Below are 19,785 nucleotides of genomic sequence, written 5' to 3'. Positions count from 1 at the left end.
GAGTCCCGGCCACGGCCGCACCATCGATGCATGACCGATGTACTGCTCGTACTGACCGACGAGATGCTGCATGCGGACCTCGCGCGATGCAGCGCTGCGGCGGGTTACACGATGGTGACCGGAGATCCGACGTCGTGCCGGCACGAGTGGTTGCGCGCCACGGCGGTAGCGGTCGACGCCGATGCGTTGGCCGATCTCGCTGAGTCGCATCCTCCGCGCCGCCCGGGTGTGGTCGTGATCAGTGGCGCGGCGAATGATTCGCGCGGCTGGCAGGCCGGTCTAGCGCTCGGCGCACAGGGCGGTTTCGTCCTTCCCGATGAAGAGACCTCGCTGGTGGGCGCGCTCTCGGAATTTCGTGCGCCGGTGCGGAAACCGGCAGGTGCAGTGGCGATCATCGGCGGCCACGGGGGCGCGGGCGCGTCGTCGTTGGCGGCTGCTGTCGCGTTGGCGGCCGCAGATCGAGGAGAGCGCATCCTGCTGCTGGATGCCGACCAAGCCGGCGCCGGGGACGATCTGATCCTCGGAGTGGAGAACCACCGAGGTCTGCGGTGGTCGGACGTGACCGGCGAGACTGGTGTCATCGCGGGCACCGCACTCCGTGCCGCGCTGCCCCGCGTCGGCCGGATCAGCGTGATGACCTCCGATCGCGACGACGTGACGCCCCTTCGTCCCGACACCGTGCTCGCCGTAGTCGATGCGGCACGATCGGCCGGAGATCTCGTGGTCGCCGACGTCGGCCGGAATCCCGATCCGGTCTCGGCAGGACTGCTCGACACCGCTGACTTCGCGGTGATCGTCACGACGGCATCGGTTCATGCGGTTGCGGCGACCCGTCGGACTGCTGCGCGGTTGATCGGCGAGCGGGAAGCGGTCCTGGTGGTTCGGGGGCCATCTGCCGGTGGTCTGCGAGCGTGCGACGTCGCGGATGCCGTCGGTCTTCCGCTTCTCGGCGGCTACCGGCCCGAGCCTGCTCTCGCCGCCCGGTGCGAGGGGTCCGGGCTACGGCTGCGCCGGCGCGGTCCGTTGACGGTGGCAGCCCATGACGTGTGCCGCCGACTCCGTGCAGAGGCCGTCCGATGACCACCGCCTATCGTGACGACCTGCTCGAGAGAGTGCGTGATCGGCTGGCGATGCAGACGGCCGAACCCGATCCGGCCGTCATCGCCGACGCGATTCGGGCCGAATCGGGCGGTTTGCTTGGCGACACGGATCTATTGGACGTCCTGCGCTACCTCCAGACCGAGATGGTCGGAGCGGGACGACTGGAGGGATTACTCGCCGAACCGGGCATCACAGACGTACTGGTCGCCGGCCCGGATCACGTGTGGGCGGATCGAGGGGACGGACTGGAGCCGACCGGCGTCAGTTTCGAGGACGAGTCGGCGGTTCGCCGGCTCGCGGGACGATTGGCACTCGGCGCCGGGCGCCGGCTCGACGATGCGCAACCGTGGGTGGACGGTCAGTTGTCCGGGATCGGCAGGCACGGGTACACAGTGCGGCTGCACGCGGTGATTCCACCGTTGGCCGCCGACGGCACCTGCATCTCGCTACGCGTGCTGCGAAGCGCGACGCAGACGTTCGATGCGCTCGTGGCGGCCGGGGCGATTCCGGCGGGGATCGACGGATTGCTTCGTGACGTCGTCGCTGCCCGACTCGCGTTCGTGATCGTCGGCGGAACCGGTCTTGGCAAGACAACACTGTTGAATGCGGTTCTAGGGCAAGCAGATCCGCGCGAGCGGATCATCACAGTCGAAGATGCCGCGGAGTTGTCACCACAGCATCCGCACGTCGTGCGGCTGGTGGCGCGGACTGCCAACGTGGAGGGCGTCGGTGATGTTCCGGTCCGCACCCTGGTCCGGCAGGCACTGCGGATGCGGCCGGACCGGATCGTGGTCGGTGAGGTGCGGGGCGCGGAGGTGATCGACCTGCTCGTGGCGCTCAATACCGGGCACGACGGGTGCGGGGGCACGTTGCACGCCAATTCGACGTCCGAGGTTCCGGCGCGGATGGAGGCACTCGCTGCGCTCGGCGGCATGGGCCGAATGGCTCTCCACAGCCAGTTGGCGGCCGCCATCCAGGTCGTCATCGGGCTGGGCCGCGATGCCGGAGGCGACCGGGGCATCAGCGAGATAGGCGTCCTCGGCCGGACCGAGGACGGCCTCGCCCGTATCGAGACGGTGTGGTCGCGGCGCGGCGGCTTCACCGCCGCTTGCCCACTCCTCGACGATATGATCGCGGTCAGGCGCGGAGCGTGAGCGCCTCCGTGTCGCTCGTCGCCGCTGCGGCGTTCGTGATGCTCTGGCCTCGACCTGCGATGTGGAGCCGACTGCCGCGTCGCCCCGTGTCATCGCGACGTCTTGCCGGTGCGGACCCGATCTGGTGGGTCCTCTTGTTGCCGGTGCCGGCGCTGCTGGCGGTGGGGCCCGCTGCGGCAGTCGCGATGGCAATGATCGCGGGCACCGTGATCGCGCTTCGGCGCCGCGCGGCGCGTCGTGCAGATGCGGAGTATCGACGCGCCGAAGTGCGGCGGGCGCTGTCCGTCATGATCGCCGAGGTGTCGGTGGGGGCGCCGGTGGTCGCCGCGTGCAGATCGGCTGCGGAAGAACTCGCACGAGCGGGCCCGTCGGAAACTGGGGCTGAGCTGTCGCGCATGGCGGCGCACGCCGAACTCGGAGGGGAGCCCGAGGTCGGCGTGGCCGGCGGCGAGAGCGGACTCGAGCGCCTCTCCGCGGCCTGGGCGTCATCGGCGAGTCGCGGATTGCCGGTGATCGACCAGCTGCAGCTCCTGCGAGCTGACCTGACGGCGCGGGCCGAGCATTCATCTCGAACTCGGGCCGGGCTCGCCGGGCCGCGAGCCACGGCGATGGTGTTGGCATTGCTGCCGCTCCTCGGAATCGGGCTCGGGCAGGCGATGGGAGCACATCCGATAACGGTCCTCTTGTCGCCGGGAGTCGGTGGAGTGCTGCTGGTGCTCGGTACCGGGCTGGCGGTTGCCGGGGTGTGGTGGACGACATGGATCACCGAGAAGGCAGGCGCATGAGTGTGCTGCTCGGGGCGCTGCTCGCTGCGGCCGGACTCTGGGCGTGGCCTGCTCCGCACTGGACGCTCGCGCGGGTGGTCGCACGGGACGGGCGAGTGCGCGAGGCGAGATGGCTGGGACGCCACCGCGGCGGGCCCGATCCGTTCGACATCGCCTCGGCGTACGACCTCTTCGCCGTGTGTCTGCGAGCCGGACTTCCGGTGTCGGCGGCAGCTCAAGCAGCCGCCGAGCACGCACCGCCCGCGATCGCCGACCCGCTGTCCCGGACCGCGGATCTCCTCGGATTGGGAGCCGATTCCGAGGTGGCGTGGGACGACGGGACTCTGACTGTGGACGGTGCGTTCACCGACCTGGCGACGCTGGCACGCCGGGCGTCGCGGTCTGGATCGTCGTTCGCGGACGGAGTCGCCGAGCTGGCTGTGGAGATCCGCCGACGGGAGGCCGACCGTGCAATGGAAGCTGCGGAGAAGGCCGGCGTGAAGGTGAGCGGACCGCTCGGACTCTGCTTTCTGCCTGCATTCGTGTGCCTGGGAATCGCGCCGGTCGTGATCGGCCTCGCCGACGGCATGCTGGTCGGCATCTGACCTGTGGAATCACCCGGAACCCGCCCGGTTCACCGTGCGTCTCAACTGATGAGGGCCTGTAGCGGACGGGCCCAACGAACCGAGGGGGAGCGATGAGTGCGGAGAAGTGGAGCAGGGGATTGGTCGAGATCCGAACGTTGGCGGGACGGCTCATCGTCGATGAGGAGGGAATGAGCACCGCTGAATACGCCATCGGCACGATCGCTGCGGCCGCCTTCGGTGCCTTGCTCTACACCGTCGTCACCGGCGACAACGTCCTCAGTGCGTTGACGGGCATCATCTCGAAGGCACTGAGTACGTCGGTCGGATGAGCAGTGATCGGGCGACTGCAGCGTGACGAGCGGGGGATGGCGACCGTCGAAGCGGCGTTCGCCCTCGCCGCGATCGCGGTGTTCCTGATTGTGGGCGTCGGCGCGGTTGCCGGAGTCATAACCCAGATCCGGTGCACCGACGCCGCACGGGAAGTCGTGCGACTGTCAGCGGCGGGAGACCCTCGGGCCGGCGAAGTTGGGCGGAAGGTCGCGCCTGACGATGCTCGGATCGTGGTGACGGCAACGGCGGAGACGGTGGCGGTCACCGTCTCCGCCGACGTGCCGGTGCTGCCGTTCCTGTCGGTGTCGGCGCGGGCCTTCGGAGCTGTGGAACCGGGCGCTTCGGACTACGCGGACGGTGGAGCCGATGCGAGTGCAGAATGACGACGGATTCTCGACGATCGTCGGCGCGGCGGTGATAGCAGCGTTGGCAACCGTTCTCGTCGCAGTCGTGTACCTCGGCGCCGCGGTGGTCGCGCGCCACCGCGCGCAGAGCGCGGCAGACCTGGCGGCGCTGGCGGCCGCGTCGGCACACGCGTCGGGGGCAGGTGACCCGTGCGCAGTCGCACGCTCGCTGATCGGGAGACAGGACGGCGGCCCTCGTGTCGACACCTGCCGGATCGACGGCCAGGACGTGGTCATGCACGTGCTCGTCAGCGTCCGTCTGGGTGCTCTCGGCGTGCAGGACGCGAGCGCGTCGGCGCGGGCGGGACCGGTGGATTGACCCTCGATGGGTCGCATCGGGTTGCGTAGCCTGGAGTGCATGCCTACCACTACAGCCCTGCAGGCCCCGACCGCCGGTGCACCTTTCGAGGTCGCCGAGGTCCCCGTCCGAGGCCTCCGCGACGATGACGTGCTGATCGACGTCAAGTACGCGGGCATCTGCCACTCGGATATCCATCAGGTCCGTGAGGAGTGGGGATCGGCGATCTTCCCGATGACACCGGGCCACGAGATCGCGGGTGTCGTGTCAGCAGTCGGGGGCGGCGTCACGCGGTACAAGGTCGGTGACCGCGTCGGAGTCGGCTGCATGGTCGACTCCTGCCGGGAATGCGAGCACTGCAAAGACGGGCAGGAGCAGTTCTGTCTCAAGGGCGCGGTGATGACGTACAACGGCCGGGGATACGACGGCGAGGAGACCAAGGGCGGATACAGCAGGCGGGTGGCCGTCGCCGAGCGCTTCGCCTGCTCGATTCCAGACGGGATCGGACTGGACGAGGCGGCGCCGCTGCTCTGCGCCGGGATCACCACGTGGTCGCCGCTCAAACGCTGGGGCGTGGGGTCCGGCAGCAAGGTGGCGGTCGTCGGGATGGGCGGACTCGGGCACATGGGGGTGAAGCTCGCCGTCGCGCTCGGAGCGGAGGTGACCGTGCTGTCGCGCACGGACGCGAAGGCCGACGACAGTCGCCGACTCGGGGCGGTGGCACACGTCGCCACGGCGGATTCCGCTGTACTCGAGGACTTTCGAGGATCGTTCGACATGATCCTCAACACGGTCAGCGCCGATCTGGACGTGGCGCAGTACCTCGATCTCCTCAAGCCGCTCGGCGCGTTCGTCAACGTCGGCATGCCGGCCTCGGCGTGGACGATCCCGCCGGGATCGGTCGTCGGTGGCAGTCGGGTGGTTGCCGGCTCGAACATCGGCGGGATTCCGGCCACCCAGGAGATGCTCGACTTCTGTGCCGCGAACGGTATCGGTGCGACCATCGAGACGATCGATGCGGACCAGGTGGATGCGGCGTACGAGCGAGTCGTCGCCGGCGACGTGCGCTATCGGTTCGTGATCGATACGGCGACCATCGGCTGATCGCCGCAGTGACGGGCGGTGTGCAACCGGCTGTCTCAGGAGCCGAAGTGCCTGCCGATCAAGCGGAGGAGTTTCACGGCGTGCTCCTTGTCGAGGGGCTCGTTGCCGTTGCCGCACTTGGGTGACTGCACGCACGACGGGCACCCATGCGCGCAACCGCAGGACGACACCGCCTCGAGTGTCGCGGTGATCCAGGGGCCGAACGCCTCGTAGCCGCGGTCGGCGAAGCCGGCTCCGCCGGGGAACCCGTCGTAGACGAACACGGTGGGCAGGGCGGTCTGCGGATGGACGTCCGTCGACAGACCGCCGATATCCCAGCGGTCGCACGTCGCGACGAGTCCGAGCATGCCGATCGCCGCGTGCTCGGCCGCGTGCAGCGCGCCGGGGAACTTGTCGGGCGCGATGCCGGACTCGACCATCGCATCGGGATCCACGGTGTACATGACGGCACGGGTTCCGAGTCGCTGCTCGGGCATGTCGAGCGGGACTTGGTCGAGGATCTCGCCGGTGAGCGCCTTTCGGAGAAAACCGACCACCTGACTGGTGACCGTCACGTCCACCGACCCCACGTTCAGCGGTCCGAATGAACGCTCCTCGACGCGCCTCTCGATCACCACTTCGCTCACCTCGCGCGCAGTGGTCGTCCAGTCGGGCTCCTCCGGGTGGGCCAGGGCCATACCGTCGTCGAGGTCCAGTTCGTCGACGACGAAGCTCTCCCCCTGATGGAGATAGACGGCTCCGGGGAACACCGATGTCATCGCACGAGTCGCGTCGATCGTGCCGAGTAGGCGTGCCGTCGTGGTGTCGACGATGAGCACCTGACCGCCGATGCCGCCGCGGATGTCGATGTCGCCGTGCGGGTCGAGCCCGGGCGACGGATACCAGCCCGCCTTGCGGCGCTTGAGTTTTCCCTCCGTGACGAGACCATTGACCACATCTGCGGCCTGCCAGGCGCTGACCTCGTCCTCCGATATGGGGAACTCGGTTGCCGCGCACAGGAGGTGCGGCCCGAGGACGTACGGGTTCGTGGGATCGGTGACCGTCGCCTCGACGGGGCGTTCCAGCAGTGCTTCCGGGTGGTGGACGAGGTAGGTGTCGAGTGGGTCGTCCCGCGCGACCATCACGACCAACGACCCCTCGCCGCGGCGGCCTGCCCGGCCCGCTTGCTGCCAGAAGGATGCGACGGTCCCCGGATATCCCGTGACGACGACGGCGTCGAGGCCGCTGATGTCGACACCGAGTTCGAGAGCATTGGTGGTGGCGACGCCCAGCAGCTCGCCGTCGGACAGTGCCCGCTCCAGTTTGCGCCGGTCGTCGGCGAGGTAACCGGCACGGTAGGCCGCGACCCGCTCGACCAGTTCGGGGGCGGATGCCGCCAGCAGTTCACGCGCTTTCACTGCGGTCACCTCGACGCCCCGCCTGCTCCGCACGAAGCACAGGGTGCGGGCTCCCTCGATCACGAAATCGGCGAGCAGCCGGGCGGCCTCCGCGCCCGCCGGTCGTCGCACCGGTGCACTGTGCTCCCCGGACGATGCGCCGCTTCCGGAGGGGTCCGCGGAGCCTTCGACGAAGCCCGGCTCCCACATGGCGACGGTCCGCTCGCCGTGCGGGGACGTGTCATCGGTGACCGCGACGACGTCGTCGCCGATGAGTCGCGACAACGCCTGAGCCGGATTCGACACGGTGGCGCTCGCTCCGATCACCACCGGGTTCGCGCCGTAGCGGCGGGCGATGCGCAAGGTGCGCTGCAGCACGAGCGCGGTGTGCGATCCGAAGACACCGCGATAGTGGTGGCACTCATCGACGACGATGTACTTCAGGCGGGCGAAGAACTGACGCCATTTCGGGTGCGACGACGTGATCCCGATGTGCAGCATGTCGGGGTTGGTGAAGATCCATCGTGAATGCATGCGCGCCCACTGGCGGAGTTCGGAGTCGGTGTCGCCGTCGTAGGAGCATGGCTGCAGGTGACCGAATGCCGGACGGCCGGCGATCAGCTGGGCCGTCGCCCGGAGCTGATCGGTGCCCAGCGCCTTCGTCGGCGACAAGTACAGCGCGGTGGCATTCGGGTCGTCGGCGAAGGTGGTGAGGATCGGCAACTGGTACGCGAGGGACTTGCCCGATGCCGTCCCCGTGCACACGCACACGTGTCGTCCCCGGTACGCGTGCGCAGCAGCGGCGACCTGGTGACTCCACGGCTGCCGGACACCGGCCTCGACGAAGGCGTCCCGGACCTGCGGATGCACCCACTCCGGCCAGTCCCCGAACTCGGCGGTCCGCGTGGGAATCACCGACATGTGGGTGAGCGGCGAGTCGGGATCGTCGGCACCCCCGGACCCGGCGAGAGTACGTCCGAGCAGTTCGCTGCCGTACGTCGCGTACTGCATCGGTTCCTCTCTGATGGGACGTTCAGGCTCAAAAGTGCATGCTACTCGCGGGCTGGTCACGCGGGTTTTCCACACCGATCGAGACCAGCGCGCGTTAAAAGTATCGCGCCGCCCGGAAACGTGATTAGCTGAACTCGGTCGCACGATCCGAGTCATAGACGGAGTCGGTTGCGAGCGTGGTACTGCGGTCGGTTTCATCGCCATCAGGCGAGGCTCGTCGAGGTATGGCGGTCGGAACAGGCCCCCGGCAGGGACTGTCCGTGCCGGGAGGGAAAAACGTAAGGAATGCAGTAGATGGCACAGGGCACTGTGAAGTGGTTCAACGCGGAGAAGGGCTTCGGCTTCATCGCGCCTGACGAGGGCAACGACGACGTGTTCGTTCATTACTCCGAGATCCAGGGCAACGGCTTCCGCACCCTCGAGGAGAACCAGCGCGTTGAGTTCGAGGTCGGACAGGGCACCAAGGGTCCTCAGGCCACCGGCGTCAGCGCAATCTGATCCCCACGCCCCTCGGGGCGTCACAGACATTTGAGATACGGATCCCGGTTCCGCTCGGCGGAGCCGGGATTCGTGCGTTCGCAGCACTCGGGGAGTCGCAGCGTCGGCGATGATGTGCGCACGTAGGATCACAGTGTGAGCCAGATGTCGTTGTTCTCTGCCGACACGGAAGATCCCGTGATCGACGATCTGGCGGGTTTGCTTGCCGCACAAGGACAGTCCGTTCATACCGATTTCGGGGCCCGGGTATCGGTCGTCGTATCCGCGCAATGGCGCGCCGACGCGATAGCGGCGGACATCGCCGGGACCGGACTCGAGGCCGAGACCCTGACGTCCGAGGAGGGCTCGCCGATCGCTCGGACCGAGGCTAATCCCCGCATCACCGCGTTGCACCGCCGCTGGTCATCAGGTGCGGTGAAATCGATGCCGGATGGGTGGACGCCCAGCGCCCGCGCGCTCCGTCTCTGGGTGCTCGCCGCGGGCCGTCACGACGGGCCGCACTACCTCCTGGGGCTGGACTACAGTGCGCCCGGTACTCACGCTCCGCTCGCGACGGCCCTCATGAGAGTCGGCATCGCGCCCACCCTCATCGGGGTGCGCGGACATGCCCCCGCCCTGCGTGTGTCCGGCCGGAAGCGGCTGGCTCGATTGCACGAGACGGTAGGCGCCGCGCCGGTGGGAACGGACGCGCGTCAGGCGTGGCCGAGAACGTGATCTGAGCGCCTGGTCGCAGTCGGGGTTCGGGGCTGTGGGAACAATGGGATCAATTGACTCGTTGTCCGAAGCGACGTGCAGAAGACACGTTATATAAGGTACAACGGCATCGAACAGCGAAAATCGGAACGAAGGGCTCCCGTGGCAGCCACTGACAGTGCTTCCCCCGCCATCCGGCGTCTCGTCATCGTCGAGTCTCCGACCAAAGCACGAAAGATCGCGGGGTACCTCGGCGCGAACTACGTCGTGGAGTCGTCGCGTGGACACATCCGCGACCTGCCGCGTGGTGCGGCCGATGTGCCGGCGAAGTACAAGGGGCAGCCGTGGGCGCGTCTCGGCGTCAACGTGGAGGAGAACTTCGAGCCGCTGTACGTGGTCTCAGCGGATAAGAAGTCGACCGTCACCGAGTTGAAGTCGCTCCTCAAGGACGTCGACGAGCTCTACCTCGCAACGGACGGTGACCGCGAAGGGGAGGCGATCGCCTGGCACCTCCTCGAGACGTTGAAGCCGAAGGTCCCGGTCAAGCGGATGGTGTTCCATGAGATCACCGAGTCCGCGATCCGGGCCGCTGCCGAGAGCCCTCGCGATCTGGACATCGACCTCGTGGACGCGCAGGAGACCCGGCGCATCCTCGACCGTCTGTACGGCTACGAGGTCTCGCCGGTGCTGTGGAAGAAGGTCATGCCGAAGCTGTCGGCCGGCCGCGTGCAGTCCGTCGCAACACGCATCATCGTCGAGCGTGAGCGCGAGCGCATGGCGTTCGTGTCGGCCGACTACTGGGACATCGCAGCGACCATGGACGCGGGCGCCGACGCCGCACCGCGCACGTTCAGCTCGCGCCTGGTGAACATCAACGACGACCGAGTCGCGACCGGCCGGGACTTCGGGCAGGACGGCGCACTGAAGAAGGCGTCCGGTGTGACCGTCCTCGACGGTGCACGGGCCACTGCGTTGGCAGGCGCGCTCGAAGGCGCGGCACTGTCGGTGAACTCGGTCGAGGAGAAGCCGTACACCCGCCGTCCGTACGCCCCGTTCATGACGTCGACGCTGCAGCAGGAGGCGGGCCGCAAGCTTCGCTTCTCGTCGGACCGCACCATGCGGATCGCGCAGCGACTGTACGAGAACGGCTACATCACCTACATGCGTACCGACTCGACCACTCTCTCGGAGTCGGCGATCAACGCGGCGCGCGCGCAGGCTCGGGAACTGTACGGCGACAAGTTCGTTCACTCTTCACCGCGGCAGTACACCCGCAAGGTGAAGAACGCGCAGGAGGCGCACGAGGCGATCCGTCCGGCCGGTGATTCGTTCCGTACTCCCGGGCAGGTCGCGTCGGCTCTCGACACCGATGAGTTCCGTCTCTACGAGCTGATCTGGCAGCGCACGGTCGCGTCGCAGATGGCCGACGCCAAGGGCACGACGATGAGCCTGCGGATCGGCGGCCGGGCATCGACCGGCGAGCAGGTCACGTTCGCATCGTCCGGCCGGACCATCACGTTCCCCGGCTTCCTCTCCGCGTACGTCGAGACCGTCGACGACCTCGCGGGTGGACAGGCCGACGACGCCGAGAGCCGGTTGCCGAACCTTCGGGAGGGTCAGGCGCTCACTGCGCAGTCGTTGTCCGCCGACGGCCACTCCACCAATCCGCCCGCCCGGTATACGGAGGCGTCGCTGGTCAAGGTCCTCGAGGAGTTGGGCATCGGCCGCCCGTCGACGTATGCCTCGATCATCGGCACCATCCAGGACCGCGGCTACGTCGTGAAGAAGGGCAACGCCCTCGTGCCGTCGTGGGTCGCGTTCGCCGTGATCGGACTGCTGGAAGGACACTTCAACAGCCTCGTCGATTACGACTTCACCGCGTCCCTGGAGGACGACCTGGACCAGATCGCCTCCGGTAAAGAGGATCGGACCCGTTGGCTCAGTGACTTCTACTTCGGGCACGACCGCACCGACGATTCCGGTGATGCAGCAGGCGCCGTCTCCCGTGGCGGCGGCCTCAAGACGCTCGTCGGCGTGAACCTGGAGGGGATCGACGCCCGCAAGGTGAACTCGATCAAGTTGTACGACGACTCGGAGGGCCGGACGGTCTTCGTGCGCGTCGGCCGTTACGGCCCGTATCTGGAGCGCAACGTGGCCGCGGCGGACGCCGAACCCGATCTGCAGCGCGCCAATCTGCCGTCGGACATGACGCCCGACGAGCTCACCGAGGCCGTCGCGGAGAAGCTCTTCGAGACGCCGCAGGAAGGGCGCGTGCTGGGCACCGACCCGAAGACGGGTCGCGAGATCGTCGCCAAGGAAGGCCGTTTCGGGCCGTACGTGACCGAGATCCTGCCGGACGAGGACGACGAGCCGGATACCGGCGCCGCCGTGCCGACGATTCCGGCCGGGCCCACTCCGCGCGATGGGGGCAAGGTACTGCCCACCGGTGACTCCGAGGTGGTTGCCCTCGACGACGTGCCTGCCGGGGGCGTCACGACGGTGACGTCCACGGCGAAGAAGACCGCAGCCAAGAAGACGGCGGCGAAGAAGACCGCGAAGAAGGCGGTCAAGAAGAGGCCGAAGACCGGCTCGCTGTTCAAGAGCATGGACATCTCGACGATCACTCTCGACGATGCGCTCAAGCTGCTGTCCCTGCCGCGTGTCGTCGGCGTCGATCCCGAATCGGGCGACGAGATCACCGCCCAGAACGGCCGGTACGGCCCGTATCTGAAGAAGGGCACCGACTCGAGGTCGCTTGCCACTGAGGCGCAGCTCTTCGAGGTGACTCTCGACGAGGCGCTGAAGTTGTACGCCGAGCCGAAGCGTCGCGGTCGCGCCGCGGCGGCCCCACCGCTGCGGGAACTGGGCACGGACTCGGTGAGCGATCAGCCGATGGTCGTCAAGGACGGTCGCTTCGGTCCTTACGTGACCGACGGCGAGACCAACGCCAGTCTCCGCAAGGGCGATGAGGTCACGTCCATCACCCCGGAGCGGGCGATGGAGCTGCTGGCGGACCGCCGCGCCCGTGGTCCCGCCAAGAAGTCCGCGCGAAAGGCCGCGAAGAAGACGACGGCCAAGAAGACTGCCGCTAAGAAGAGTCCGGGCAAGAAGGCGACGGCCAAGAAGACTGCCGCTAAGAAGACTCCGGCCAAGAAAACAGCGGCTAAGAAGACTCCGGCCAAGAAAACTCCGGCCAAGAAGACCGCCGCCACGAAGGCGACTCCGAAGGAGTAGTTTCACCGCCGCTCGAGTGACGACGCTGCGACGCGTAGGCGCTCGACCGTCGACGGAACTCAGTCGTCGGTGGGCGGCGGCGCGGAGACGTCGATGTCGGGGCGAGCGAGCAGAGTCTCGATACCGCGGCCGCGGAGCTCGACGCCTTCACCGATCGCCCAATGGGCGGCTTCGTCGTCACCTGCGAGGAAGACGGCGCGTGCAGAACCCAGCACGCGCGTCGACTCGTCCTTGGCCAGTTCGGTGAGGCGGGCGGCCTCGTTCACCGGGTCGCCGATCACCGTGTACTCGAGGCGCTGCTGCGAACCGATGTGGCCGGCGACGGCCTTACCAGCGGACACGCCGATGCCCATGTCGACGTCGCCCAGGCGGCGGTTGAGTTCCACCCGCAGGTCCCGGGCCGCGGCGAGCGCGGCACCGGCGAAATCGTCCTGGTCGAGCGGAGCTCCGAAGATGGCGAGTGCCGCGTCGCCCTGGAACTTATTGACGAATCCGCCGTGCCGGCCGACTACGTCGACAACCACTTCGAAGAAGTCGTTGAGCAGTTCCACGACCTCGCGTGGCGGACGATTGACGGCCAACCGCGTCGATCCGACGATGTCGACGAAGAGCACTCCGACGTACCGCTCCTCGCCGCCGAGTTCAGTACCGGTCTCGATGGCACGTCTGGCGACGTCCTCACCGACATAACGGCCGAACAGGTTGCGTAACTCCTGACGTTCGCGGAGGTCGGAGACCATGCCGTTGAAGCCGGCCTGAAGAGACCCGAGGTCGTTGCCGTCGTAGACCTTCACCGCCACGTTCAGGTTTCCGGCCCTGACCTGGGATAGTGCTACTCGTAACTGCTTGATCGGGTCGGTGATCGAGCCGACGAGGCGAGAGATCGCGAGGATGCCGAAGACGATCGCCGCGGTCGCCATCCACAGAATGGGGCGTTGCAGGCCGCTGGCGTCGGCCTCGATGTACCCCGTGCGCTGCAGGGTGATCAGCGAGATGATCACCGCCATCGGAACGGCCACCGACACGCCCCAGAACACGGTGATCCGGGTGGTGATTCCGGGCGCGTTGGTGGTGTCGGGGTTGTTGGCCATCGCGGCGACGGTGATGGGACGGAGGACTCGCTCGGACTGCATGAAGGACAGGACCGCGGTCACCGTTGCGCCGACGAGACTCGCGATGGCGACCAGCACGGCGTCTTTGCCGCTCGAGGTGTGCCAGTTGATCAGCGACAGGAACAGGCCGCCGACCGTCCACAGGCCGATGTTGACGTACGTGACCAGCGACGGCAGGTTGAGCGCACGCCGTCTCGCCGCCTCGTCGTCGAGCCGTGACCTGCGGCGATGCCAGATCAGCACCGGAAGGCTGAGTCGGATCGTCAGGTACACGCCAACAACGATCGCGACCAGCAGATACGCGACGAAGGCGAGCTGGTTGTAGGCGTTGACCTGCCCGATCGCGAATGAGTCGGCCGGCGGCATGCCGAACCGCAAGAAGGCGAAGGTGAACAGGGCGCCGACGAGGTTCGCGCGCAGGAGGTCGAGAGCGAGAACCGGCCAGGGGGTGTGCACGATCCAGCGCATCGTGTGTATTGGCCTGGCCAGGCCGAACCGTCTCTGTACCACGACTCCACGGTAGCCGCCTGCTTGCAATTGTTAAACGTCTTCCGATTCTGGGTCTGTCTGAACTGGGCATTAGGCTTGCAGATGTGACCAATGTCTTTGATCGATTGATCGGACAAGACGCGCTCGTGGCTGACCTGCGCGGTGCCGCGACATCGGCGCGAAGCATCGCGGCGCGGTTCGACGAAGGCGATGCCGGTGCGGTCTCGATGTTCGCGGGAGACCCGGTCGACGAATTGCCGACGGCGGTCCGGGAGTCGATGACACATGCGTGGCTGTTCACCGGGCCGCCCGGGAGTGGGCGATCGGTGGCGGCGACTGCGTTCGCCGCCGCGCTGGAATGCCAGTCACCGGTCGAGGTCGGGTGCGGCGAATGCCATTCGTGCACGACGGTGATGGGGGGTACGCACGGCGACGTCCGGCATATCGCGCCCGAGGGGCTCAGCATCTCGGTCAAGAGCATCCGCGAGATCGTCTCGGTCGCGGCCCGCCGCCCGACGACCGGCCGCTGGCAGATCGTCCTCGTCGAGGATGCCGACCGGCTCACCGAGCAGGGGGCCAATGCGCTGCTCAAGGCGGTGGAGGAACCACCCGAGCGCACGCTGTTCCTGTTGTGCGCACCGTCGGTGGCGCCGGAGGACATCTCGATCACCCTCCGCTCGCGCTGCAGGCACGTCGCGCTGACCTCGCCACCTGTCGACCGCATAGCCCAGGTGCTGGTCGAGCGAGACGGTATCGATGCCGAGCGTGCTCAGTGGGCGGCGTCGGTTTCGGGTGGGCACGTCGGTCGTGCACGTCGTCTGGCGACGGACGAGGCGGCGCGCAACCAGCGGGAGCAGGCGCTGGCGGTGGCACGCGCCGCAACGCGTGAGTCGACTGCGCTCGGCGCCGCAGACCGGCTGGTCAAGAAGGCCACCGAGACGGCGAGCGCGATCAGCGAGGAGCTCGACGCCCCGGAGACCGAAGAACTGCTGACGGCGCTCGGTGCCGGTGGCACGGGCAAAGGGACGGCACGGCCACCTCGCGGTACGGCGGGTGTGATCAAGGGGCTCGAGTCGCGACAGAAGTCGCGGAAGACGCGGTTGGCCCGTGACGCACTCGATCTCGCGCTGGTCGACCTCGTCGCACTCTTTCGGGACGCCCTGGCGCTGTCGACCGGTGCGCGCGTCACGTTGATGCAACCGGACAAGGAGCACGACGTGATCCGGCCGATGGCCGAGTACGCGTCACCGGACAAGCTACTCGCCTGCGTGGAGGCGGTTCTGGAATGCCGGGAGGCGCTGGCGGGGAACGTGAAACCTAAGTTCGCGGTCGGGGCCATGGTCGTCAAGATCGGCGACCAGCTGCGGCGTTCCTGACTCACAGCTCGCCGGGATCCTTGTCGTTCGCGGACTTGTCCGTGGTCGGGGTGTCGTCATGATGAGCGAGCGCATCGTCTCCGCCTGCGCCTTCGAGCACGGTCAACTCGTTGCCCAGCCGAGCCCGTAGGGCCTCCGCTGCCTGCTTGATCCTGTCGATGAAACCGGACATGGCTGACTCCTTGCTCGGTGTGACGGGCGACACCTCTCATTGTAGATCGGCGTCCACGTACTCTGATTCCACAATGGGAAGCACGGACCGGACGAGCGAGTGCGACTCTCGCACACGTGGTGCGGACCTCGGCTGGGTGTTCCTCGGCGGACTCGGCGGCACGGCACTGCGGTGGAGCGCCGAGGAGGCCTGGCCGCTGCACGACGGTCACTGGCCGGTCGGCACCACCGTGGTCAACGTGATGGGGGCGTTCCTGCTCGGCCTGGTCCTCGAGACCCTCGTGCGAATGGGACCCGATCACGGGGTTCGCCGCCGGATCCGGTTGGCCGCTGGCACGGGATTCTGCGGTGCGCTGACCACGTACAGTGCATTCGCACTCGAATTGAGCGTGCTGGGCAAGGGCGGGCACGTGGTGATCGCCGTGGCGTACGCGCTGGTCACCGTGCTCGCGGGTATCGCCGCGGTGGTCGCAGGCATCGCATTGGCTCGCCGGCTGGTGGCGATCAAGGGCGGTGACGAGGCATGACCGTGGCAGCCCTGATCATCGCGGGCGGCATCGGCGCGGTCCTGCGGTACGCGATCGACGATGCGGTGAGGCGCCGGTGGCCGATGGCGTTCCCGGGCCCGACGTTCGTCGTCAACGTGACGGGTTCGCTGGTGATCGGTCTGGTTGCGGGGCTCGTCCTGTACCGGGCAGCCTCACCCGAATGGCAGGCCGTCATCGGAACCGGATTCTGCGGCGGGTACACCACGTTCTCGACCTCGGTGGTCGAGACGGTGCGGCTCGGCGGGCGACGCGGCCCCGTCTACGCGGGCCTGACCTTCGCGGGTTCCGTCGGTGCGTGTGCAGTGGGCCTCGCCATCGGGTGGGCTCTCTAGAAGGTCGGGTCCTTCCCCGATCATCCCGTTTAACCTGCTCGGGTCTTCCGGAGGATGATCAGCCCGTCGTCCGGTCGTCCATGCCGACGGAAGCCAGCAAGGGCGGAGTGACGAAAAGGCGGATCATCTCGCGCTCGGAATCCGGACCGGCCGGCACCACCAGGAACGAGACGATCATGCGGATGAGCCACCGCGCGCCGACGGCGGCGGACTCGCTGTCTGCACTGAGGAATCGGCGCGCGACGGTCTCGATCGTGTCCGACGACAGGGCGAGCTCGCTGGTGAGGCCGGCGCCTCGTGGCGCGAACCAGGCCGACAGCGCCGGATCCTCGCGGACAGCAGCGAGGGCGAGTACGACGGATTCGGTGAGCCGCACCGCTGGGTCGGTCAGATGATCGGTGCGTTCCCGTACCGTCGCCGAGACACTGCGGGTGACCGCGGCGATGTAGGCGAGCTGCAGGCGCGTCCGACTGTCGAAGTAGCGGTACAGAGTGGCGCGGGAACAGCCGACGGCCTCGGCGATGTCGGACATGGATGCGTCGGCTCCTCGCGATGCGAAGACCTCGCCGGCGGTCGCGAGGATTCGGTCGCGTGCTGCCGATCGGCGGGTGGAACCGACCCAGTCCCCGGAATCGTCGGCGGTGCTCATGCGGTGAACGGTACCGATACTGGTCGGCGGACGTAATTGCCGCGCGCCCATTCGATCCCGTCGACGTCGACCTCGAACTCGGGGCAACGGGTGAGGAGTTCCTCGAGGACGATTCGGGCCTGCAGGCGCGCTGCCGCGGCGCCGAGACAGTGGTGCGACCCGTGGCTGAAGGTCAGGATGCCCGTCGGGTCGCGGTGGACGTCGAGCTGCTCGGAATCAGCTCCGAACACCCGCTCGTCCCGGTTGGCCGAGGCGTAGCAGAGGAGGACCTTGCATCCGGCAGGGATAGTGGCGTCGTCGTACTCGACGTCGCGCGTGGTGGTTCGCGCGAGGCCCTGCACAGGTGATGTGAGGCGCAGAAGCTCGTTGACGGCGGACGGCAGGTTCCCGAGGTCGGATTGGAGCAGGCGCCGCTGATCACGGTCGGTGGTGAGGAGGGCGGCCGAACCGCCGAGCATGCCGGTCGTGGTGTCGTTGCCGCCGGCGACCATGGTGAAGGCGAACGCGAGCACCGACAGGAGTCCCGACGGATCGGCCTCCGGGTCGTCGGCGACGCCTGCCGCGACGAGATGCGAGACGGTGTCGTCGCCGGGATGTGCTCGGCGATAGTCGATGAGTTCGCTGAAGTAGGCGGCCAGTTCGAGCACTGCTCCCGATGCCGACGTCGCGGCCGCGTTCATGCCTGCGGTGGGGTCCGCGCCGACGATGGCGTCGGTCCACCCGTCGAAACGGTCGCGGTCGGCCTCGGGCACACCGAGATAGTGCGCCACGACCAGGCTCGGGAGCGGCTTGAACAGTTCAGTGGCTATGTCGCCGCCGCCGGCGCTGCGAAGGCGCTCGATGCGTTCGACGACGAACTCGCGCACGAGCGGCTCGACAGAGGCGACCTGCCGCGGAGTGAACCCGCGGGATACGAGTTTCCGGAATTCGGTGTGTACCGGCGGATCCTGCATCACGAGAGGTGGGTTGTCGGACAATCCGATGGCCTGCAGCTCGCCGTACGTGACGGTCAATCCGCCCGCCGAGCTGAACGTCTGCCAGTCCTTCGCGGCGGCGAGCACGTCGGCATGACGGGTCAGAACCCAGAAGTCGGCGTCCGCATCATCATTCGGGGTCACGCGGTGGACCGGATCGTGCTCGCGGAGGCTCGCGTACATGCCGAACGGGTCGCGCCAGGTATCCCCGGATCGCAGTGTGTACGCCGGAGACATTGAAGCCGTCATGTATCGAGAATGAGACAGATAGGGAAAAGTGTCAAGGTTCGAGGGTGTGGAGAGGCCGACGGGCGGTTACCGATGACGAAGGCCGGTCTCCCTGAGTGGAAGACCGGCCTTCGACCGTGATCTCTGGAGCCGCCTAGCGGAATCGAACCGCTGACCTATTCATTACGAGTGAATCGCTCTACCGACTGAGCTAAGGCGGCGTGCCGTCTCACGACAGCGGAGATGATGCTACCGAGTGCCGGGGTCTGGGAGCAAAACGGGGTGGTTCATGCGGTGGCCGCAGCCTGGCGGGCCGACTCCGTCGCGGCCAGAGTGCTGCTGTCGGTCGCGTCCAGTTCGATGGCGAACACGTCTGCGAGGAGTTGGGGAAGATCCTCGGGGCTCGACTCGTGGACGGCGCGTCCGCCGTCGGGGGTGGTCGTGGTGAGCGTGGTGCCGTCCAGCGTGCGGTGCTCGGATTCGGTGAACCGCTGGACGAACGGCCGCTTGGTGAACGGCGAACTCGAGGAGGTGTGGACGAAGTGGTTGCCGACGTGGAAGTCGATCGGGAACTGCGGATTCAGCGTGAACGTGTGGCGATCGATCCACTCGCCGTCGTGCTGCCACAGAATCCAGCTCTCGGTGCGGAAGAGGTCGTCAGTCGGTGACGCTGACAGGCGAAAACGCCAACCGGACTGATCGTGTTCGGGACCGGCGACCAACTCGATCGGCTCCAGTGGGCCCCGACCGAAACCGACGTCGCAGAGAAACCTGGCGCCGTCGTCGAACTCGACGACGAGCAATGCATGGGTGGCCGGCCGGGTGACCGGGTCACCACCGAGTGTGACGCGGGCCGTCAACGCGGTGAATCGGAATCCGATGCGCTCGAGCGCTGCGGCGAAGAGGGCGGCATGCTCGAAGCAGTAGCCGCCGCGTGCCGACCGGACGAGCTTGCGCTGCAAGGAGTCCAGGTCGAGCGGCACGTCTCGTCCGAGCATGATCTCGAGGTTCTCGAACGGGATCGACGTCGTATGCGCGCGGTGCATGTCGCGCAGTGTCGCGGGAGTGGGTTCCGGTCGGCCGGTGAACCCGATCCGCGCGAAGTAGGCGGTCAGGTCGAGGTCGTCGCCATGCCACAGTCCCATGCCGTCCAGTGTGCGCCACCGGCGGTGATCGCACCCCGACTAGCCCTATCGCCCAGCCCTATCGGTGGTTGAGCCGCAGCTGAGGCGCTAGCCGAAGCTGCGTGTCGAAACCTGGCGCGGATTCGAGCGGCGTGGTTTCGACGCGCTTCGCTTGCTCAACCATCGAGGGGGCGAGCGTTCTCAACCACCGAGAGGGGCGTCGAGGAC

General features: G+C 67.6%; 20 protein-coding genes and 1 tRNA gene. 14 read left to right on the top strand and 7 right to left on the bottom strand.

Features of this window, described 5'->3' with window-relative positions; all coding sequences use genetic code 11:
- Positions 1 to 30 precede the first annotated feature (30 nt).
- From ssd to FO044_RS13540, 8 genes are all read left to right on the top strand, one after another.
- A complete protein-coding gene (ssd, locus tag FO044_RS13575) occupies positions 31 to 1,080 on the top strand; it encodes a septum site-determining protein Ssd (protein WP_132992401.1) in 1,050 nt (349 codons plus the stop codon).
- Positions 1,077 to 2,255, top strand: a complete 1,179-nt coding sequence (locus tag FO044_RS13570) for a TadA family conjugal transfer-associated ATPase (protein ID WP_143965847.1) — start codon at positions 1,077 to 1,079, stop codon at positions 2,253 to 2,255. Before ssd ends, FO044_RS13570 begins: the two co-directional genes overlap by 4 nt.
- Complete coding sequence (locus FO044_RS13565; protein WP_244945770.1) at positions 2,252 to 3,040, top strand: type II secretion system F family protein; 789 nt, start codon at positions 2,252 to 2,254, stop codon at positions 3,038 to 3,040. The genes FO044_RS13570 and FO044_RS13565 overlap by 4 nt, the downstream gene beginning before the upstream one ends.
- Positions 3,037 to 3,624, top strand: coding sequence for a type II secretion system F family protein (locus FO044_RS13560; RefSeq protein WP_143965846.1), 588 nt, complete (start codon positions 3,037 to 3,039; stop codon positions 3,622 to 3,624). Before FO044_RS13565 ends, FO044_RS13560 begins: the two co-directional genes overlap by 4 nt.
- Positions 3,625 to 3,716: 92 nt before the next feature.
- The gene (locus FO044_RS13555; RefSeq protein ID WP_143965845.1) at positions 3,717 to 3,935 is read left to right on the top strand and encodes a DUF4244 domain-containing protein; all 219 of its coding nucleotides are present in this window, start codon (positions 3,717 to 3,719) and stop codon (positions 3,933 to 3,935) included.
- Positions 3,936 to 3,971: 36 nt separating this feature from the next.
- Positions 3,972 to 4,319: a TadE family type IV pilus minor pilin gene (locus FO044_RS13550; RefSeq protein ID WP_143966001.1), complete on the top strand. Its 348-nt coding sequence runs from the start codon at positions 3,972 to 3,974 to the stop codon at positions 4,317 to 4,319.
- On the top strand, positions 4,303 to 4,659 hold the full coding sequence (locus tag FO044_RS13545; RefSeq protein WP_143965844.1) for an Rv3654c family TadE-like protein: 357 nt from the start codon (positions 4,303 to 4,305) through the stop codon (positions 4,657 to 4,659). The genes FO044_RS13550 and FO044_RS13545 overlap by 17 nt, the downstream gene beginning before the upstream one ends.
- A gap of 39 nt (positions 4,660 to 4,698) precedes the next feature.
- A complete protein-coding gene (locus FO044_RS13540; protein WP_143965843.1) occupies positions 4,699 to 5,742 on the top strand; it encodes an NAD(P)-dependent alcohol dehydrogenase in 1,044 nt (347 codons plus the stop codon).
- Positions 5,743 to 5,777: 35 nt separating this feature from the next.
- On the opposite strand, the gene FO044_RS13535 is transcribed toward FO044_RS13540, so the two are convergent.
- On the bottom strand, positions 5,778 to 8,129 hold the full coding sequence (locus FO044_RS13535) for a DEAD/DEAH box helicase (RefSeq protein WP_143965842.1): 2,352 nt from the start codon (positions 8,127 to 8,129) through the stop codon (positions 5,778 to 5,780).
- A 294-nt stretch (positions 8,130 to 8,423) separates the two neighbouring features.
- Here FO044_RS13535 and FO044_RS13530 point away from each other — a divergent pair, with 294 nt between their 5' ends.
- The 3 genes from FO044_RS13530 to topA all read left to right on the top strand — a co-directional run bounded on the left by FO044_RS13530 (position 8,424) and on the right by topA (position 12,554).
- Entirely contained in the window at positions 8,424 to 8,627 is a 204-nt protein-coding gene (locus FO044_RS13530; protein WP_132992393.1) for a cold-shock protein, read from the top strand.
- A gap of 135 nt (positions 8,628 to 8,762) precedes the next feature.
- Complete coding sequence (locus tag FO044_RS13525; protein ID WP_132992392.1) at positions 8,763 to 9,341, top strand: hypothetical protein; 579 nt, start codon at positions 8,763 to 8,765, stop codon at positions 9,339 to 9,341.
- 141 nt (positions 9,342 to 9,482) lie between these two features.
- Positions 9,483 to 12,554 (top strand): type I DNA topoisomerase, encoded by a 3,072-nt coding sequence (topA, locus tag FO044_RS13520; RefSeq protein ID WP_143965841.1) that lies wholly within the window; start codon positions 9,483 to 9,485, stop codon positions 12,552 to 12,554.
- A gap of 59 nt (positions 12,555 to 12,613) precedes the next feature.
- Here the strand turns inward: topA and FO044_RS13515 are convergent, their stop codons facing one another.
- Positions 12,614 to 14,134, bottom strand: coding sequence for an adenylate/guanylate cyclase domain-containing protein (locus FO044_RS13515; RefSeq protein ID WP_143966000.1), 1,521 nt, complete (start codon positions 14,132 to 14,134; stop codon positions 12,614 to 12,616).
- Positions 14,135 to 14,259: 125 nt separating this feature from the next.
- Between FO044_RS13515 and FO044_RS13510 the strand changes: the two genes are divergently transcribed.
- Positions 14,260 to 15,531 carry a DNA polymerase III subunit delta' gene (locus FO044_RS13510; protein ID WP_143965840.1) on the top strand — a complete coding sequence of 424 codons (1,272 nt, stop codon included), beginning with the start codon at positions 14,260 to 14,262 and terminating at the stop codon, positions 15,529 to 15,531.
- A 1-nt stretch (position 15,532) separates the two neighbouring features.
- On the opposite strand, the gene FO044_RS15065 is transcribed toward FO044_RS13510, so the two are convergent.
- Positions 15,533 to 15,703, bottom strand: a complete 171-nt coding sequence (locus FO044_RS15065; protein WP_186290555.1) for a hypothetical protein — start codon at positions 15,701 to 15,703, stop codon at positions 15,533 to 15,535.
- Positions 15,704 to 15,776: 73 nt separating this feature from the next.
- Between FO044_RS15065 and FO044_RS13505 the strand changes: the two genes are divergently transcribed.
- Entirely contained in the window at positions 15,777 to 16,229 is a 453-nt protein-coding gene (locus tag FO044_RS13505; protein WP_132992388.1) for a fluoride efflux transporter FluC, read from the top strand.
- The gene (locus FO044_RS13500) at positions 16,226 to 16,582 is read left to right on the top strand and encodes a fluoride efflux transporter FluC (RefSeq protein ID WP_143965839.1); all 357 of its coding nucleotides are present in this window, start codon (positions 16,226 to 16,228) and stop codon (positions 16,580 to 16,582) included. The genes FO044_RS13505 and FO044_RS13500 overlap by 4 nt, the downstream gene beginning before the upstream one ends.
- A gap of 58 nt (positions 16,583 to 16,640) precedes the next feature.
- Here FO044_RS13500 and FO044_RS13495 read toward each other — a convergent pair whose 3' ends face one another.
- The 4 genes from FO044_RS13495 to FO044_RS13480 all read right to left on the bottom strand — a co-directional run bounded on the left by FO044_RS13495 (position 16,641) and on the right by FO044_RS13480 (position 19,578).
- A complete protein-coding gene (locus FO044_RS13495) occupies positions 16,641 to 17,231 on the bottom strand; it encodes a TetR/AcrR family transcriptional regulator (protein WP_143965838.1) in 591 nt (196 codons plus the stop codon).
- Complete coding sequence (locus FO044_RS13490) at positions 17,228 to 18,454, bottom strand: cytochrome P450 (RefSeq protein WP_143965837.1); 1,227 nt, start codon at positions 18,452 to 18,454, stop codon at positions 17,228 to 17,230. The genes FO044_RS13495 and FO044_RS13490 overlap by 4 nt, the downstream gene beginning before the upstream one ends.
- Positions 18,455 to 18,578: 124 nt before the next feature.
- Positions 18,579 to 18,654 (bottom strand) — tRNA-Thr (locus FO044_RS13485).
- A 66-nt stretch (positions 18,655 to 18,720) separates the two neighbouring features.
- Entirely contained in the window at positions 18,721 to 19,578 is an 858-nt protein-coding gene (locus tag FO044_RS13480; RefSeq protein ID WP_143965836.1) for an arylamine N-acetyltransferase family protein, read from the bottom strand.
- Positions 19,579 to 19,785: the final 207 nt, after the last annotated feature.

It is taken from the genome of Gordonia zhaorongruii (genome assembly GCF_007559005.1).
GTDB lineage: Bacteria > Actinomycetota > Actinomycetes > Mycobacteriales > Mycobacteriaceae > Gordonia > Gordonia zhaorongruii.
The sequence above is the reverse complement of the archived record's forward strand: the minus strand, read 5'-3'. Positions and strand labels throughout refer to the sequence as shown.